Genomic DNA, 16,329 nt, shown 5'->3' on the forward strand with positions numbered 1-16,329 from the left:
TTTCATGACCTCCTGTTTTTAGGTAAATTAAAAACGCCTACTCGTTTGAGTTGCGTTTGAATTGATTCAATAAGTTTTTAGGTTCATCGCTTTTCGGCTTTGCTTTTGCAGCGTACTTCGCCAATAGAGTGTTGAGCACAGGTTCTTCAGGTTGTGCAGCTTCATCTACTTCCACATCAGCCAGGCCGAACGTAATTGCTTCATTAGCAGTTAAGAAGGTCTCGTCATCAAGCAACTGGACTAATTCTTCACGAGTGCCGACAAATCGTGGTAAGTAAGATTCAATGATTGTATCATTAATTTTATCCAGATCAGCAGCAACCTTACGCAATTCGTTTGAGTTACCGTAAGTAAACGTCCAAGCATTATGAATCATCATCATGCTTGTCTTTGGCATTAGTATTTCATCACCAGACATTGCAATTATTGATCCTGCACTTGCCGCAATACCATCGATATGGATGATTATTTTAGCAGCATGACCTTTTAGTTGATTATGGATTGCCAAGCCATCAAACACGTCACCGCCAAGTGTGTTAAGTCTTACATGTATAGTGCTTGCGTCTGTATCTTTTAAGTAATCCCTGACGTCTGCAGCACTCACCGATTCGCCCCACCACGAATCTCCAATGTCGCCATAGATGTATAAGGTGGCTTCATCACCTTTAACCTCTGCTTTGAATTCAGGTTTAATGTTAAGAAAAGGAGCTAACTTTTCGTTCTTGAAATATGGTTTACGCTTCATTCATTCTCACCCCCTCTCGCGGTCTGATTGCTTGATTCGTAGTTTTTCGTAATGTAATACTCTTTGGACCATTCTTCATTCAACGGTTCAAGACCGAGCATATCCCTGTTTTCGTCGGGGTTATGTGTGCCTGATGATAAAAATTTATCGACCGCATTCGCCATTGTCGTGATATCTATTGCCTTTATCAGAGATGTATCGACTTTTAAACGAGTACCTTCCAGGTACTCATCTTTCGTGTACATCTTGCTATTTATTTCATCCCCAATTAACTCAGCAATCGGATTAACACAAAACGTAAGGAAGTTGTCTGTCATGTCCGATACGTCAGCTACATCGCCTTTGAGAAGTCCTTTCGGAATGTGAAAAGCCATCGCCACAAAGTCGAATATGTCATCAATGATTGCGCGTATGTCTCTGCTGTCGGTTTTGTCCTTTTCAGAACGCTCCCCCGCTTCTTCCAATTCAATTCCTTCTTGCATCGGCCATAAAGCATCACCTTCAGCGTTAAAAAACTTCTTAAACTGCTCGGAAAACATTTCGGATAAGTCATCTTGATCTTCGTCCTGTTGAGAGAAAAGAGAACCCAATTTCGCAAAATACTTTTTACTGTTTTTCCGTTTGTAACTATTCATTCCTGCTGTTAAAAGTTTTGCATAAGATGCATACAAACCGTTAATCACTTCAAGGATGTTTTCGTTGTTTAACCTAAAATAAAAAACCTCACTTTCGTTGAACGACCGTTCAAGTGTGAGATTTCGAATAGTGACCTTACTGTAAATATTTTCTTTGATAGCGAATTCTTTTCTTTCCCAGTCATCAGCAATGTACAATTCATCATCCAACATAACGACTAATACTTCGTTGTCATAAAGTAAATTCGATGTCATTTCATGAATGAATTCTGAAGCGTTTTGGTTTTTGTTTGGTTTTACATTGAAAAGATAATGTATGTTTCCTTTTTTGATTTTACCTTTTTCTAATGTGCGAAAACGAGATTTCACTAGCGCGTTAGCGATTAAATTAACACTACTATCTATCGCCAACTTTTTGTAAAAAACTTCTACAAACAATTCAGATGAACACGCGTCAAGCATTACTGTGTTATCCGGTCCTCTCGCAAAACTCCAAAACCAATCTCTTAAACCCAAATAAATCACCCACCTTTCGACACCATTTAACGCATGGCTGCGAGATGTGTGGATCACCTTACCTTTCCGGCATATCGCCTATGAGTTGATAGACTGTAAAGCAAAAAGGATCACCACCTTAAAAGTTAATTGTTTTGTAAATTTTTAGTTTCTTCGGTTCTTTTAATTCGCCATCAAAATTCAAAGCGTGTGTGAAAGCAAAAAAACCGTCTGTTTTTCTTTTTTCTTTATCGATTTTTTTGTACTCAATATTGTCATTCCCTAGGAAATCCTTGTAGACATTACCCACGTACCAACGCATAAGAGGGTCATCAGGAAAAGCAATTGTGTGATTGATAAACATATCATCCAGGACAGGCGACAACTTGCTATGTGTAATGCGCCCACGCCTTACTACTTCGACTTCAAATCCTGCTTCTTGAAGTTTTGGACGCAGGATGCTCGCTCTGTAATCATCCATTGATATTTTTTTGATATTAAATATTTTAGCTTGTTCTAGATACCAATTAACCACTCGGTCGGGATCAATGGATTTATCATGAACAATTGTACATAACTCTTTACTCTTCGCTAACTCTATAATTTCCGGATTTATATCTTGTAGTTTTAAAGCCAAATGATGAATGAATGTATGTTGAATCCAATATCTTTTGCCGCCATGTTTGAATAACAAACCTACAGAACAAAAGTCTCGAACGTCCGCAAAGTCCAAACCACCGATTGCCGTAATTCCTTTTAATTCATCTGGTAAGGGTTGGTCAGTGGCCAATCTATCTTCATATGAAGCAACTTCCCGACGTACATCAATTTGAGGACGATTCATCCTCTTAGTCATTAACTCAACCCATAACGAAGCATTTAGCTTAGCGTTCTGATACTCTTTTTTAATGACTGCAAATAATGGTTTGTTGTACGGCAAGGACGGATTTGCCTTCTCCCAATTTGCAGGATCATGTACTTCCTCGTCATCATCCAGTTTGCAGATGAAGGGCAAGAAGCCGATATCATCAAGTTCACCATTCAACACCATTCTCGCTTTTTCTTTCAGATCATCCAGCGGACCACCCCGTACATATCCATCCGTTGTTGTATAGATGATGCGCGAATCTTTTACTTTACCTTGGGACGTAGTGTAGATATTGATATTCTTGTAATCTTCATATTCATGAGTTTCGTCGAAGAATACACAACCTGCGCGTTTACCGTCCTTTGTTCTGGCGTTTGAAGTATTGTACTTGATGACGGACCTTGTCTTCTTATGCTGGATTTTCGTTTTTGTCCATTTGAAAGCGCGCTTCAATTTGTCCGTCCACTTCTTGCTCTCCAAAACTTCGTGGACGTCATTGAACGTTCTTTCTGCCTGTTCTTCGGATGTGGCTACAATTTCAACATCGTAATTCTTCACCCCATTATGACTGGTGACCATATAAAAAGAATCGGCAGCAGCATAACCCGTCTTGCCAGCTCCCCTTCCAAGAAGCATCAATATTTCATTCCAGACTAAATCACCGGAAGTATATCGGACGCCGAACATCAACGCATTCAGAAATCTCTCCCATGGAAAGAAGATGAAGAAATATTTTTCTGGCACTTCCACAGATTTATTGATTGCTTCCTCATCAATCACCACATCGTCACGGTCAAGCGTTCTTCTTACATACGCTATTAAAAGTTTTTGTTCATGACACGTCCGGATTTCTTCTTTTTCGACCATGCGAATGTATTCATCGATATACGGATGATACTCATACTTCTTCAAAGCCGTCATCGTCATCAACTACATTCTTGTTCTCGTTCATCTTTCCGAAAAGATTGAAGAGTTCTTTGTATGCTGTGGTATATCGATTCATGGTCGTGTTATATGATTTTTGCGCTGGGTTTTCAATAAGCATTTGTTGAGAACCATTTTTAAATAAATACGTTGGTCCTTTTGTCTTGATCGTGTTTTCTAATATCTGCAGTTGAATTGTCATGAATGCGATCCGTTCAATGAGTTCCTTGGCTACTCCCCTTTGGTTATCGGATAGATCAAGGAATATCGAGTGCAATCTATCCGATTCTTTGGAAATTAATTCCTCCTGCTTCTTCTTGCTAGGTTTTGACATTTCTACCCCCTCCCCCCTCTTATGTGCGAAAGTCACAAAAATATTATTTCCCCTTGCCCCCTCCCGTTTCCGTCCCCCACAGGAAAAGTCGTTTGGTTTCGACCGGGGGGGATGTAGTAGTCAGGTGGCTTTATCGTTTGAGCAAACTTCTTACGCCTTCTTTGTAATTAGAAGTACGGATTGTTGTGTTGTTCAATTTTAAGGATTCCTTCAATCTGTTCTCAGCCGACTTTATAGCAAAAGGCATTAATATGCAGCGAATGCAATCACACTTCATTACCATCTCTCCTCGTTAACGAACTTGGGTTCCTTTTTAATCATTTCGTCTTTGCCATCAGCAATGTTGTGACAGTACACGCATAGATATTCTGTGTTACTTAACGACAAAGCTAAATGAGGGAACAACTTCACTGGCTTGATATGGTTTACATCCATTTTTGTTTTGCGGCCATGCTTGTTAATTGTTTCTCGTGTTGTCACTTTTCCTTCTAACTTGCAATGCTGGCACTCATAGTTGTCTCGTTTCATTGCTAGTTTTCGTAATTCACGCCATTCTTTCGATTTATAGAATTTTATTAGTTGTCCAGAGTTGATGAGTTTCATTAAGTGATCCGGTACTATCATGATCTACCACCCTTTCGAATTAGGTAAGAGAAGAACAACAGTACAGGAATGGTTACAAATATACTCATAGCCAACCCGATTACTATTAACGCACTACCCATTCGCTTCACTCCATATAAAAAGCCCACACCGTTTTCGGTATGAGCTTATCTGTTATTGTATTTCGATTTCTGCTTTTTTCTTTTCCTTAACTCCTGTCGCATTCATTCCAGTTTGGTTGAACGCGATTTTGGCATTTGCGTAACTTTTATCATCGTGAAGAAAAGTTATTCGCAAACCATTGACCTTTGTTTGGTCATAGTGGAAGTTAGAAATGTCCTTGATAATTTTCTCCAAGTCCTTTTCTTTGTATATCTCTTCTGTTTCTACAGTTACATTCATCGTTTCTTGCTGTGCAGGTTCATCATTTTTGATTGAATACATATCTTCAACATCTTTTCCTCCGCATGCAGCTAGCAACATAATGCACATGAACATTACTATTAGCTTTTTCACATTATCCCCTCCTGCTCCTATTCTATCGAATTAGACAGGGAAAGAAAACCTTACTTGCCAACATTAACAGAATAACATGCTTTTCGAATAACGACCTGCCATTATCCTGCCAAAAGTCTGCCATGTTTCTGCCGTGCTGGATCTATAATTTCATGTCAGTTACCTTCAAGTAGGAGTGTGTGTAATTGGTGCGTACTCGAAAAGCCTTGTTACTATCGCTTTAAACGCAATTTCTAATAATGAGTTACACATTCACTTTTTATAGAGAACCAATAAGCGTCCTTTTGTTAGATCTGTTTTGTTTGATAAGTAAATGCAGTAAATTAGGCAAATAAAAAAGCGTCCACTAAGGGACACTTTATAAGCCTTCGAATCTTTCCATTGCCTGATTGAGTGCGTCTTGTGTTACTCCAATATAACGCAGTGTGGTCTTCTCTTCTGTATGATTAAACAATTCCATCAACATGACAGGGTCTTTATACTTTTGATAGAAATGGTAGCCAAACGTCTTCCTAAGAGTGTGTGTTCCAATACTATCCAGCCCGACAAATTCAGCTGCCTCTCTCAATATCTTATAAGCCATACTCCTGCTGATCGGCCTGTTTATACCTTCCCTGCTTTGGAAAAGGTATTCATCATCGTCTTTGCCTTCCGTATACTTTCTTAATTCTCTTCTAAGCAAAGGTGTCATCTGGACTTCTTTCCGTTTTTTCGTCTTCTGTTCAGTAATCACAAAGTAAAGTCTTTTATTAACGTCACCAACTTTTAAAGGCAAAATATCCGAGATTCTTAGGCCGCTATTAATTCCAAGTGTGAACAAAATATAATTGCGCTGGGACTTCTCTTTAAGATATTTTTTCATGGCCTCAATTCGGTCAAGGTCTCTTATAGGATTTACGAAGTTCACTGAATACCTTCCCCCTTATACACTTCGATTTTGAGTGCAAACGCCAACTTGTAAAACAGTCGCGACTTGATTCGATAATATTGCCTTTCTGACATATTCAACTTTGTGTAAACTTCATAGTCAAAGAGATCGTCATTATTCAGATACCGGGTTATTAAAATAGAACGCTCTTGAAAATTAAGTCTGTTCACTGCATAGACTACCCAGTTGAGAAATTTCTCCCTTTTTATTTCAAAATCTACATTATTAATGGCTGCTGATTCGACCGCTGAATGCACTATTCCTCTTCCGCTGATAGGAGCCAATGAATATTTAGCAGTAACGGATGGCAACTTGTCTAGGCTAACTTGAAGCGAATACATTCTATACTTTTCTAATACCTCATCGACAGCTTGCTTCGTAGCTTCTCTATCAATCTCTTGTAAACAAAATGCATGCATCCAAATCACTCCTTATCTTTTTCTGATCGCTCCACCAACTCGTTTATAAGTATCTCGATTAACACCCATCAACTCTACCCATTCCCTATTTGACATTCGTTCTGAATATTTATGTTTTGGTCTAATACTCTTTCGTTCTACTTCCCCTGTACATGTACGAGAGAGTCCTTTTTCGTCTAACTGATCTTTCAACGTCTTCATCCCCTTACCCCTCTCAAATAAAAAAGAGCATCAAACAAGCTTTAAGCTCGTTCAATGCCCTCGGTTGTTCCGATAAGCTTATTAAAATTTTACCGACTCTTCTATCGTTCCGTTGCAAGGTTTTCCTCCTTGCCAATTAATAACCTGTTTCCCGTAGCCTGCCGGAGGACATGGTATCAATAAAAGCTTCCCGTCTTTTACGATGTATGTCCCGTTTTTTCGTAAATCAATAACCGCTGTTTTTTCCACCCGGACCCCTCCTGTGTTATAATAAATGTGTGATTGGCAGGAGGAATCCTGTCTTTTTTATTTCTTAATTGAAGATTCTTTTTCTACCATTCTCCTTGTGATATCTCCTTGTCCCTTCGACAACTCTTTTTGCTCTTTCATCTGCTGTTAAAATCGGCGTACTAAGTGCTTCTTCTCTTGACCATCCCAGTCTGATGCGAGCTTTTACCGTGTCCATGTAGTTCTTATCCAAACCATTCTTTTTAGCTAGCTCTATTTCTTCTGCTGTCCATTTACCGTTTTTCTTTATCGCTTTGCCGACAGGAGTTGTTGCTGCTTTTTCAGCTGTCCAACCATGTCTATTTATTCGCTGGTTGAAGATTTTTTTTACAATGCCATTTGCAGTTGCGATATCTTTCCATTCTTCCCACAACGGATCTACTTTTCTGCGAATGACTAATGGTTGAGTGATTGCTCTTTTAATATCCCAACCATATCTATACACACGCTGAGTAACATTTTTAGCGCTAATTCCATTCTGTTCGGCTATTTCGTAATCTTTTGGTGTGACGTAATACAATTAGATCACTCCCTCAATGTGGAAATTGTTAAACCTTATGGTCGTACTATGCACTTATTTACTTTGCAAAACACTTTCTTGCAAATTCATACATTCTTTCCATTTCGCCTTTTTCAAGAAGAATCGGCTCGTGATTGGTTACAGCGAAAAAATCAATTGTCTCATAAACAAACTCTCGGACGACTTCTTTCATTTCTTCACCATCGTAAAGTTCCCAATGCGCACCATAGTCTTGAAAACTTCTTTTAGTGAAATCAAATTCCCTGATTTTACTTAGTGATGGTTCATCTAAATCCCTTTGACAACAAGGGCAATAATCTTTCCTAGTTTTGTACTTGATTGTAATTTTTTCTTCTACAGCCGTCATTTTTATCATCCTTCATATTTCACCTTATTTGTCTTTTGGATCGTGCTGCTGACTATTTATTTTCCAAAAGGTAATCTTCGTAAGTGTCGTAGTAATCCTGCTTACTAGCACCAAGTACATAGTCATACAGGCAATCAGTGTGCACCATTTCTTTAATTCCGAAGGCATCTGTGATGACGACTTCATCTTTTTTCTTAAACTTTTTATCACACCTTACGCATTTCTCCATTGATTCTCACTCCTTATAAGTTTTTATCTGTGAAGATTTGATAAAACATTTTTGCATCATTTTCTGTGATGCCCAAGGTATGCTCTACCCCATGCACCTTAATTAAAATTGGTATTTCGCCTTTGTTGTCAACTTTAGGTTCATACATGAAATCCTCGATGTAAGTTGATTTTTCAAATGTTTCATTTTCTCTTTTATATATTTTCAAACTATTTTCCAGTCCACAAACTTGCTTCTTTAATCTTTGAACTTCATCGAATAAATCCACATTTATTTGCTCTTGGGTTAATTGCCCCATTAAAAACACTCCTTTTTGTTATGTCGCCTTATTTGTCATATTGGTTGAACTGTTGATTAATCATTGGGATATTCTTGTTCAATATTTCCTGTTTTTAGTTCATCAGTCTTGCCAATATACTTATGACATTGATTGCAATAAGCTCTCTTTCCCCCACTATGCTGTAAGGAAGCGTACATATCAGATTGATCTAAAGCCCAATCACCATTCTCCGTGTAATGCACGGTTGCCGTGCCACTAACTCTTTCTTTTGCGTAGAAACCTTCACTTTGATTACAGTGAGGACAGATAATTTTCCCCATCATTACTCACCTCATTTGAATTTTCTCGGCAATATTTGTCTACTATTCAACACAAGTTCACGCTCTCATTCCATTCAACAACCCTTACACTGCCTTCAAAACTTTTCATTATCTCCTCATAGCCAACTGTGTTTTCATATAAGTTGTCATAACCATCAAGCGTGAAGTGTATCCGTTTTATGAACTTCGAAGGTGTGTGCCCATTAGTGATCCGCAGCCAATGAAAACCGGAACTTAGTTGACAATGAATTAATTCCCTACTTTCATCAAAAAGTGCATCGAATGACAATTGACTCATCGTGCTACACTCCTTGCAATCGGAATCCCATTTCTCTTGTACTCAATGACAGGTTTCCTAGAAGGTTTTCTTTTTTCGAGCTTCCACCCCTCTGATTGTAAAAGTGAAATCTCTTGTATGCTCAAATGACCGTGAATGACGCGTCTTTGCTTCCCAAAATATTGGTACATAGAAACGACTCGTCCTTTCTTCTTTGACATATCAGATTCCTCCCTTATGAGAAGAGGGGGAAAGCCCCCTCTGTTTTTATGCCACGATTGTCACTTTTTTCGAATCAACTAGATCGGCAAGTTGCTTTTCGAAGTAGTCTTTAATATTGTGCATGGCGTTAAGCTCCCACGCTCCACCGTCTGCTTCGAACAATCCCACTTGCCCACCTTCTTTTAACCGTAAGATGAAGTCTGATTCCGGTTGAGTAACTTCAACAAACGTTCTAAATGGTTTTAGTGAAACTGGATTTGGAACATTTTCGAATCCGACCGTTGCTACACCTTGCTTCGCCGTGACGCGTTGCGTGAAGCCGTCATCTTGTTGTGTCACCGAGTTTTCCTCGACGATCGAACCGATTACCTGGAGTACTTTTTCCTTGCTTGGACTACCAACAAAGCAGGCTTGCAGCATGACGTTAAATGCTTCACGAGGCATGAACTGTTCAAATCGAATATTTGGAAGTAACGCTTTTGCTTTGATATAAGTCCGTCGGTCGTTAACATCGTTTAGGGCATCGAAGACATTAACCTTTGTCGGTGACTCGACATGAATCATTACTGGACGCTCATGGTCAAAGTTAGACCGAATGTAATCAACCAACCCTGAAAGACTCTGAATTTCAATTGTGTTAACGTCGTGCTCAACATTTAAACGGTGCAGACTCCGAGTTGAATAAGTGTTGCCCAATGCTTCCACAGTTTCCGGTCTTCTCAAATTCAATAAATACTCAACAAAATCTTTTAACATATTCGCTCTACCTCTTCCTATTTTTATTTAAAGTTAACGACTTTGCCGTCGGTAGCTTTCGGTTTTTCTTCTTCGGTCATTCGTCCTTTGTCATCCAAGACTTCGCCATTGTCATCGACGTACATTTGACCAGGGATTCCACTTTTCAGTTCAGCGCCTGTCACACGTCCGTTTTTATCCATATCAATCAGCAAGTCTGCACCAATTGGTTGTGGTGGTGCAATGCTGGATTTCGCTTCAACCGACACATTTGCAAGATTTCGTTTGTCGTTCGGCTTTAATGTGACAACGAGGGTGACCTTTCGCGCTTTTTTCGAATCAGTGTTAGGATCTGCAATATTCTCAAGAACCTTTTGTAACTCGATGTTAAATTTTTCAGCAACAGCTCCACTTGCAAAGTTGTTTAAATCAATGATCATACTCATTTCTTCACCTCATCGTTTTATTTTTAGTACGCTGCTGCTCTTTTAACAGCGAGCAGATATTTCAAAGATTCATAGTTTAATTGTTCGATTGGCACATGCTTGGCGTTTGTGTGAACGCCCATCTTCCTGAGTTCAGAAAGCAAGTATTTCTTTCTATCTTTCACGTCAATCCCTCCTCTCCGCATGGTAACTGTGAAGCTCTTTCAATTGATCGTCCGTCAAGCTGTCATAATATGACGGTGGATAGCTTATTCGCTGATTAATGGCTGCAATCAATTCCGCTCGCTCTTTTTCTGTCACACGCTCACCCCCAATCGGTAGAGAACATGCTCTCCTGCTTTTGCATTGCCAATGAATGTGGGAAACTCGACAACGTTTTTTCGATAGTCATACAGGTTGATTTCTTGCCCCGAGTCTGCAAAATGCATTTGAGGAATCATCAACCTTTCTGCATGCACAACCTTTCCAGTAGGCTTTCCGAAACGTTTGCAGTGCAGCTGATATGCTTCCAGTGAGTTTTCCGCAAAATAAAACGAGTACCATTCTTTTTGTAGCATCTGAATTACAAACAACTTGACCTTTCCGATTCCTAGCATGTTTTTTTCGATGAGGTTGGAAATTGCGTTCTCATCATAGTCGACAGCATCTAGCTTTAAACTATCGTCGCTCAGTTGTACAAGTTGCTGGCTAATCGCCCAATAAACACGATGAGCAAGTCCAGAGAGATCCGTTTCAATGGCGTAATCGAAAACCTCTTTGACCGTAGCCATATCAGCCTGTTCCTTGCTTTGTCCAATCAATGTTATAGAGCTTGCCGGTATCTTTGATATAAGCTGCCATCGCCGTTCCTGTTGGTCCGTTCCGATGCTTTGCTATTATTATTTCGAGCACATCACGGTTCTCAGAATCCTTATAGTAATAATCATCCCGATACAAGAAAGCGATGACATCGGCGTCTTGTTCTATGTTTCCAGAATCCCTCAAATCACTCATGATTGGTCGTTTGTCATCTCGTTTTTCTACGCTACGAGAAAGTTGAGACAAAACTACGACCGGACAACCAAATTCTTTCGCCATGCCTTTCAAGTCATAACTGATTTGTCCTATCCTCTGCGTTTGATCTTCTCGAGGATTATCTGGACGAATCAACTGTAGATAATCGATATAAATAACTGGTCTTTTGTCTGGGTTCGCTTTTATAATTTGGCGAGCTCGTGCTTTAATCTGAGCTACAGTCAACCCACTACGATCATCAATTTGAATGTCAGCTTTCCCTAAATATCCAATGGAACGGCTCCAATTGTTTTTTTGCGTTTCATCAAAATGTCTATATGGATCGCGCATACGCAAACGGTTATAACCACCTGTGACAGCAATCATTCTGTTGATCATTGACCCTCTATTCATTTCCAAGGAGAATATAATCGGTAAGTGACCTCTCCATCCTGCATGTAAAGCTAGATGGTTAAGCGTGTCCGTTTTACCCATTGAGGGGCGTGCTCCGATTATAGTCATTTCACCATCCTGAAAACCGTCAAGCAATTTATCTAAATCTGTAAGTCCTGTAGTAGTTCCCTTAGATATTTCTTGTGGGTGAAAAGGAAGCTCGAAGATTTTCACTAAATCATTCTTTATTGATGCATCTTCCTGTGGTGTATTTTCAGCCTCCAAATTATCGAAAGCTTTCTGTATTTCCCCGATGCTCCAATTTTCTGACTGTGCCTGTTGCAAGAGATTCGCCTTTTCTTTTTCTTTCCAGTTCTCAATCATGATTTCTCTGTATTCGTCAAACCGTGCAGGGTTGGAGAAGTTGTTTAGATCGGCAAGGTAGTTTGCGCCACCAAGTTCAGCAGGCTCTTTCATCGTCATGAGGGTGATGTAATCTACTGGCTTACTCTTTCTAGAAAGTTCACACATTGATGTAAATATGTTTTTGTGAATGTGTGTCGAAAAGAACGTTTCTTGAATACCGCTATCAAGAATCAGGTAGTTTTCTTTCAACATTGTTCCTAAAATACTTTTCTCAGCAAGTTCGAAGCTCATTTATTCTTCCCCTTTCCCGAAGTCCAGTACTGGTGGTGTGTATGATGTTTGTTTTGGTTTAACCGGTTTGGCGACAGGCGCCTCGTTAAGATAGTTTTCAAAGTTCTTTGGGTTGAACAAAGTAGATGGTCGCAAATATGCATCCCATTTCGGATCATTCAGCCATTGCTTAACTTTTGTATCAATCACTGTTTTAAAGTGTTCTACCGTGTGCCCTTCTCTCAATCGGCCATTAATAAAATCTTTGGTTGCTTTCGTAGTTGGTTTGAAGGCTTTTCCTGTTTGCTGGTTTAGATAATTAATAATTTCAGAAGCAACGTCGAGAGTCATCTCGACATTATCTTTTTTATTACTCTTAACTTCTTTGGTTATTGCTGGTGTCATTTTGACACAATGAGATTGTTCCGTTTTGCCATCTTCCATCGTATCATTTTGAACCGATGCATCGACCTTTTCTTCACCTGGTGTTAATGTCTTTTGAAAGTGCTCAGAACGTAGCTTTTCAGTATTAATCCGATACCATTTTGTTCTGTCCATCTTTATTCTGTTATGGGCTGACGTCGAAATGACGTAACCATCGTCTTCTAATTCTTTCATTGCTCTTTTAACAGTACTCACAGACCAAAATGGAAACTCTTCAGCTTGCCAATCTTCGAATGATTTGTAAAACCATCTATGTCCGTCTCTTATATTTTTTGAGATTAACAATCTGTAATAGAGTTGCTGCAAGATTATTGCTTTGTTGAGCCCTACCTTTACTGCCAAAGTAGGCAAGACTTGTAATGGGGACTCACTGATTAGTAGATTCATCATTCAACCTCCTACGGTGCTGGTATAAATCGTGTGCTGCCAGTGTCCCTGTGAACAATCAACCATTCATCCGACATCTTCTTGCTGATGAGCCAATTCATCGGATTCAAACTAAACGACTTAATGTACTTGCACTCAGCAACAGAAGGTTTACGCCCTCTTTTCAAACGATTCACCTCCCCATCCATCGACAAAGCGAAGTGCGTCTTGTAATTGATGCTGTTTAACATCACGATAGGATTCGACTGCATAGCGCTCACGAATCTCCGTGTAGATCGCCCTGAACAATGTTGGACGAGCACCCTTTTCCTTTCGTGATAGCTGATATACTCGTTCGTTTACTGCCATGCGTAGTCTTTTCTGTTCGCCTGAGTGCAACGTTAAAGCATTTTTAAATTGCTCTTCCAAAGCTATCAACCTACTTTCTAAGTGATAGTATTCCTTGTTGGACAAGGATGGCGTCTGATTGACTCCATCCTCTACTCCTTGTCTCATCTGAGTGATCGCGTAGTATTCTTCGATGAGCATGCGATACGCTTCCCAAGCTTTATCCGTATTGAGCGATTTTGCATGCAACCAAGCACCAAGCTCAGTCCAGAGGTATAAAACAGAGACGAATTTAAGGGTTCCGTCATTTTGACGCGAAGCTTTGAATTGCTTCAAATCCTCACCGGATAATGAATAATAATGTTTACCAATCTCGTAGCGTTCTTGATTACGTTGAAAGTTCCGCGTGATGATCTTTCCGTTCGTTTCAAATGCTTCAGCCAATTGGTTGGTCGTTAGGACACGCCTGTTTGCGTGCTCGATGACTTGAAGCTGTTGCATGGTGATTCCTCCCTCTTGATTTATCTCTTAGAATTTGAGATAATCAATGTAGAATGTTTGTTCTTTTTGTTCTATCTGCTCATTCGCATGCCAGTGCGAGTGGGCTTTTTGTTTGATTGACTTGGATACTTTTGACCGGACCCTTCACTGACTGTAACCATTCCTTCGGCAAGTGATCCTTAATTAGTTGGATATCCTCTGATTTCAAAATTGCAAAGAAATGAACTCCTTCAATTTCTGTAAAGATTTTAAATGGATATCTTTCACGACCTAGACGCTTTTGGACGTCGAATGTCGAGAATTGGCTTAAGAAAAAATTGGGATTACATTGGTGCTCAACCTTTCCTGATCTAGAGTCAATCGTAGTTGAGTGAACAGTGTGGCCCATATCATCCAACACCGATGCGATCTGTTGAGATAGGTTAATCAATTCTTCCAAATGTTTAGCTTGAACCTCTTCATATACTCTTTCCATCTTCAACCCTCCATTAAATTAATCGTATTAAGCCAGCGACTACCTGCGTCAACATGTCAGATAGCATATGCAAATCCACTCCGTTGATAAGGAGTATTCCAACTTCCAGTGGAGCCGTGTTTGATGTACGCATGGCCGTCTTAACTTGGATCACTTGCAGCCATCTAATAAAGTCCTCCGTTGCCAATGTCATTTCGTTGCGTTCGATTTTTGAGATGGTACTTCTTGATATATTGACCAATGGGGACATGTCCTCTTGTGTAAGCCCTGCGCTCTTTCGTGAAGCGCGTAAGAGTTGTCCGATGTTCACACTCAATCCCCCTCTCAATGTTCAAATCCTGAACATGTTCAGACATTGAACAGTATTTTTTTGTGAACCTGGTAAAATTGTTAGTAGAAGATAGATGACTAACTCCTATAATCCCCGTTACGAAACCCTTCCAAATTGATAGGATTTTCTACGAATCCTGTCATTAATGATCTTTAACTCCCCTGCTAACTTCGCCAACAGTCCAATACGAAATTTCCTAACTTCAATGGATGGACTGTTGGTAATTGCCTTCATTTCACCATTCATTCTTGCAATTAACTTTCGTCTTTCTTCTTTGTCTTTAAAAAGCAACTTTTTCACCACCCTTCGTATGTTACGAACTGATTTTTACTTCATGCGGAGCCAATGCGTCAGTAACCTCTGCCCATAGGACTCGCAAAGTTTTTGTCCCTTCCCCCCACGCCTGCAACAAATCCAGTGCAGTATCTGGTTCAGACTTTGCCAATTCAGCTAATTTGACTGGCAGATAGGCGTTCATTTCAAGCAACTCTCTTTTAATCACACAATCCCCTCCCTTCGAATCTTCTCTCACACCCACCAAACTGGATTCAAGTCACGGCACTTTAACACTGTTTATCGCTCGTCTAATCGAGTCATGGCGCAGGTGGCTAATCGAATACAGTTTGCTGGGTGTGAGGAACAACTCAGTAAATTCTAGTCTAATACGGCATGCAACTTTTGGTTGCTTTTCACTTCAAAAAAAATGGTCCATTCTAAGCAAAGTACTTCAGAAATTGCCTGTGCTACTTTAACGGAAGGCTTTCTCTCACCATTTTCAATCATCCCATAATATTGGCGAGTTATTTTTTCTTTTGATAAAGTTGCAACATCTTCATGGGATAAACCTTTTTTGTTTCGAGCTTTTATTAGTATTTCTTTCAGCTCTTCTTTTCTCATAACATCACCACCTTCGCAACTTTTGGTTGCTTCTTGTGTTTATCTTAACAGCAACTTTTAGTTTCGTCAACAGTTTTAGCTACTTTTATTTTCTTGTAATGCAAGCAACTCACTGTTGCTATACAATGATAATAAATACATGTAAAGAGAGGGGCTCTTGATGTTCCCAGACAGGTTAAAAAGACTAAGACAAAATAAAAAGTTATCTCAACAGGAGATGGCTGATTTCTTAGGCATTTCTCGTCAAGGCTATGGTAAGTACGAAAACGGCAGTAGTCAGCCGTCTTTTGAGATGTTGGAAAAATTATCTATTTTTTTCGGGGTGTCCACCGACTATTTACTTGGAACTTCCGAAAACAAGGCAATAGTTGCTGGACAAGAAATAAATCTGTCGGAAGAAGAGTTTATCTTGTTTAACGAACTTAAAAAACATCCGATTATGCTACATGATTTAGCAACAGATCCTGAACGTAAAGTAAAAGAACTAATTAAACTTTACAAAATGAAAAAGATGTTTTTGGACGATGATGAAGAAGAGTACGGAGATGGGTTTGGAACTCTGAAGGATTGAAATCTACTACCCACTGAATAGT

32 protein-coding genes are annotated in these 16,329 nt (G+C 39.6%); 1 reads left to right on the forward strand and 31 read right to left on the reverse strand.

Annotated features, from left to right (window positions below; translation table 11 throughout):
- Positions 1-37: 37 nt before the first annotated feature.
- The 31 genes from QT711_RS03395 to QT711_RS03545 all read right to left on the reverse strand — a co-directional run bounded on the left by QT711_RS03395 (position 38) and on the right by QT711_RS03545 (position 15,736).
- Complete coding sequence (locus QT711_RS03395; protein WP_317942106.1) at positions 38-745, reverse strand: head maturation protease, ClpP-related; 708 nt, start codon at positions 743-745, stop codon at positions 38-40.
- Positions 742-1,905, reverse strand: coding sequence for a phage portal protein (locus QT711_RS03400; RefSeq protein WP_398295572.1), 1,164 nt, complete (start codon positions 1,903-1,905; stop codon positions 742-744). Before QT711_RS03400 ends, QT711_RS03395 begins: the two co-directional genes overlap by 4 nt.
- A gap of 109 nt (positions 1,906-2,014) precedes the next feature.
- Positions 2,015-3,670, reverse strand: a complete 1,656-nt coding sequence (locus QT711_RS03405; RefSeq protein ID WP_317942108.1) for a terminase TerL endonuclease subunit — start codon at positions 3,668-3,670, stop codon at positions 2,015-2,017.
- A complete protein-coding gene (locus tag QT711_RS03410) occupies positions 3,642-4,001 on the reverse strand; it encodes a hypothetical protein (protein ID WP_317942109.1) in 360 nt (119 codons plus the stop codon). The genes QT711_RS03405 and QT711_RS03410 overlap by 29 nt, the downstream gene beginning before the upstream one ends.
- 276 nt (positions 4,002-4,277) lie before the next feature.
- Positions 4,278-4,625, reverse strand: coding sequence for an HNH endonuclease (locus QT711_RS03415; RefSeq protein ID WP_317942110.1), 348 nt, complete (start codon positions 4,623-4,625; stop codon positions 4,278-4,280).
- Between the two features lie 153 nt (positions 4,626-4,778).
- Positions 4,779-5,120 (reverse strand): putative periplasmic lipoprotein, encoded by a 342-nt coding sequence (locus tag QT711_RS03420; protein WP_317942111.1) that lies wholly within the window; start codon positions 5,118-5,120, stop codon positions 4,779-4,781.
- A 358-nt stretch (positions 5,121-5,478) separates the two neighbouring features.
- The gene (locus tag QT711_RS03425) at positions 5,479-6,027 is read right to left on the reverse strand and encodes a site-specific integrase (RefSeq protein ID WP_317942112.1); all 549 of its coding nucleotides are present in this window, start codon (positions 6,025-6,027) and stop codon (positions 5,479-5,481) included.
- Entirely contained in the window at positions 6,024-6,467 is a 444-nt protein-coding gene (locus QT711_RS03430; RefSeq protein WP_317942113.1) for an ArpU family phage packaging/lysis transcriptional regulator, read from the reverse strand. Before QT711_RS03430 ends, QT711_RS03425 begins: the two co-directional genes overlap by 4 nt.
- Positions 6,468-6,479: 12 nt before the next feature.
- A complete protein-coding gene (locus QT711_RS03435) occupies positions 6,480-6,668 on the reverse strand; it encodes a hypothetical protein (RefSeq protein ID WP_317942114.1) in 189 nt (62 codons plus the stop codon).
- 81 nt (positions 6,669-6,749) lie between these two features.
- Complete coding sequence (locus tag QT711_RS03440) at positions 6,750-6,917, reverse strand: DUF3954 domain-containing protein (RefSeq protein ID WP_317942115.1); 168 nt, start codon at positions 6,915-6,917, stop codon at positions 6,750-6,752.
- A 64-nt stretch (positions 6,918-6,981) separates the two neighbouring features.
- A complete protein-coding gene (locus QT711_RS03445) occupies positions 6,982-7,476 on the reverse strand; it encodes a hypothetical protein (protein WP_317942116.1) in 495 nt (164 codons plus the stop codon).
- 58 nt (positions 7,477-7,534) lie between these two features.
- Positions 7,535-7,852, reverse strand: a complete 318-nt coding sequence (locus QT711_RS03450; protein ID WP_317942117.1) for a hypothetical protein — start codon at positions 7,850-7,852, stop codon at positions 7,535-7,537.
- 43 nt (positions 7,853-7,895) lie between these two features.
- Complete coding sequence (locus QT711_RS03455) at positions 7,896-8,072, reverse strand: hypothetical protein (RefSeq protein WP_317942118.1); 177 nt, start codon at positions 8,070-8,072, stop codon at positions 7,896-7,898.
- Positions 8,073-8,085: 13 nt separating this feature from the next.
- Positions 8,086-8,370, reverse strand: a complete 285-nt coding sequence (locus QT711_RS03460) for a hypothetical protein (protein WP_317942119.1) — start codon at positions 8,368-8,370, stop codon at positions 8,086-8,088.
- A 56-nt stretch (positions 8,371-8,426) separates the two neighbouring features.
- Complete coding sequence (locus QT711_RS03465; protein WP_317942120.1) at positions 8,427-8,672, reverse strand: hypothetical protein; 246 nt, start codon at positions 8,670-8,672, stop codon at positions 8,427-8,429.
- A 46-nt stretch (positions 8,673-8,718) separates the two neighbouring features.
- A complete protein-coding gene (locus QT711_RS03470; RefSeq protein ID WP_317942121.1) occupies positions 8,719-8,970 on the reverse strand; it encodes a hypothetical protein in 252 nt (83 codons plus the stop codon).
- On the reverse strand, positions 8,967-9,170 hold the full coding sequence (locus tag QT711_RS03475; RefSeq protein WP_317942122.1) for a hypothetical protein: 204 nt from the start codon (positions 9,168-9,170) through the stop codon (positions 8,967-8,969). The genes QT711_RS03470 and QT711_RS03475 overlap by 4 nt, the downstream gene beginning before the upstream one ends.
- 46 nt (positions 9,171-9,216) lie before the next feature.
- Positions 9,217-9,927, reverse strand: a complete 711-nt coding sequence (locus QT711_RS03480) for a hypothetical protein (protein WP_317942123.1) — start codon at positions 9,925-9,927, stop codon at positions 9,217-9,219.
- Positions 9,928-9,950: 23 nt separating this feature from the next.
- Positions 9,951-10,352, reverse strand: a complete 402-nt coding sequence (locus tag QT711_RS03485) for a replication terminator protein (protein ID WP_317942124.1) — start codon at positions 10,350-10,352, stop codon at positions 9,951-9,953.
- A 23-nt stretch (positions 10,353-10,375) separates the two neighbouring features.
- A complete protein-coding gene (locus tag QT711_RS03490) occupies positions 10,376-10,516 on the reverse strand; it encodes a hypothetical protein (protein ID WP_317942125.1) in 141 nt (46 codons plus the stop codon).
- Between the two features lies 1 nt (position 10,517).
- Positions 10,518-10,652: a hypothetical protein gene (locus QT711_RS03495; protein WP_317942126.1), complete on the reverse strand. Its 135-nt coding sequence runs from the start codon at positions 10,650-10,652 to the stop codon at positions 10,518-10,520.
- Positions 10,649-11,152, reverse strand: coding sequence for a hypothetical protein (locus tag QT711_RS03500; protein ID WP_317942127.1), 504 nt, complete (start codon positions 11,150-11,152; stop codon positions 10,649-10,651). Before QT711_RS03500 ends, QT711_RS03495 begins: the two co-directional genes overlap by 4 nt.
- A complete protein-coding gene (locus QT711_RS03505; RefSeq protein ID WP_317942128.1) occupies positions 11,124-12,395 on the reverse strand; it encodes a replicative DNA helicase in 1,272 nt (423 codons plus the stop codon). Before QT711_RS03505 ends, QT711_RS03500 begins: the two co-directional genes overlap by 29 nt.
- Positions 12,396-13,205: a conserved phage C-terminal domain-containing protein gene (locus tag QT711_RS03510; RefSeq protein ID WP_317942129.1), complete on the reverse strand. Its 810-nt coding sequence runs from the start codon at positions 13,203-13,205 to the stop codon at positions 12,396-12,398.
- An 11-nt stretch (positions 13,206-13,216) separates the two neighbouring features.
- On the reverse strand, positions 13,217-13,372 hold the full coding sequence (locus QT711_RS03515) for a DUF6906 family protein (protein WP_317942130.1): 156 nt from the start codon (positions 13,370-13,372) through the stop codon (positions 13,217-13,219).
- Positions 13,356-14,033, reverse strand: coding sequence for an ORF6N domain-containing protein (locus QT711_RS03520; RefSeq protein ID WP_317942131.1), 678 nt, complete (start codon positions 14,031-14,033; stop codon positions 13,356-13,358). Before QT711_RS03520 ends, QT711_RS03515 begins: the two co-directional genes overlap by 17 nt.
- 79 nt (positions 14,034-14,112) lie before the next feature.
- Positions 14,113-14,508: a hypothetical protein gene (locus tag QT711_RS03525; protein ID WP_317942132.1), complete on the reverse strand. Its 396-nt coding sequence runs from the start codon at positions 14,506-14,508 to the stop codon at positions 14,113-14,115.
- A gap of 13 nt (positions 14,509-14,521) precedes the next feature.
- Positions 14,522-14,818, reverse strand: a complete 297-nt coding sequence (locus tag QT711_RS03530) for a helix-turn-helix domain-containing protein (protein WP_317942133.1) — start codon at positions 14,816-14,818, stop codon at positions 14,522-14,524.
- A 117-nt stretch (positions 14,819-14,935) separates the two neighbouring features.
- A complete protein-coding gene (locus QT711_RS03535; protein WP_317942134.1) occupies positions 14,936-15,130 on the reverse strand; it encodes a hypothetical protein in 195 nt (64 codons plus the stop codon).
- A 22-nt stretch (positions 15,131-15,152) separates the two neighbouring features.
- On the reverse strand, positions 15,153-15,341 hold the full coding sequence (locus QT711_RS03540; RefSeq protein ID WP_317942135.1) for a hypothetical protein: 189 nt from the start codon (positions 15,339-15,341) through the stop codon (positions 15,153-15,155).
- A gap of 152 nt (positions 15,342-15,493) precedes the next feature.
- Positions 15,494-15,736 (reverse strand): helix-turn-helix transcriptional regulator, encoded by a 243-nt coding sequence (locus QT711_RS03545; protein WP_317942136.1) that lies wholly within the window; start codon positions 15,734-15,736, stop codon positions 15,494-15,496.
- A gap of 160 nt (positions 15,737-15,896) precedes the next feature.
- Here QT711_RS03545 and QT711_RS03550 point away from each other — a divergent pair, with 160 nt between their 5' ends.
- On the forward strand, positions 15,897-16,307 hold the full coding sequence (locus QT711_RS03550; protein ID WP_317942137.1) for a helix-turn-helix domain-containing protein: 411 nt from the start codon (positions 15,897-15,899) through the stop codon (positions 16,305-16,307).
- The last annotated feature ends 22 nt before the right edge of the window (positions 16,308-16,329 follow it).

The sequence above is a fragment of the Sporosarcina saromensis genome, assembly GCF_033253735.1.
Lineage (GTDB): Bacteria > Bacillota > Bacilli > Bacillales_A > Planococcaceae > Sporosarcina > Sporosarcina saromensis.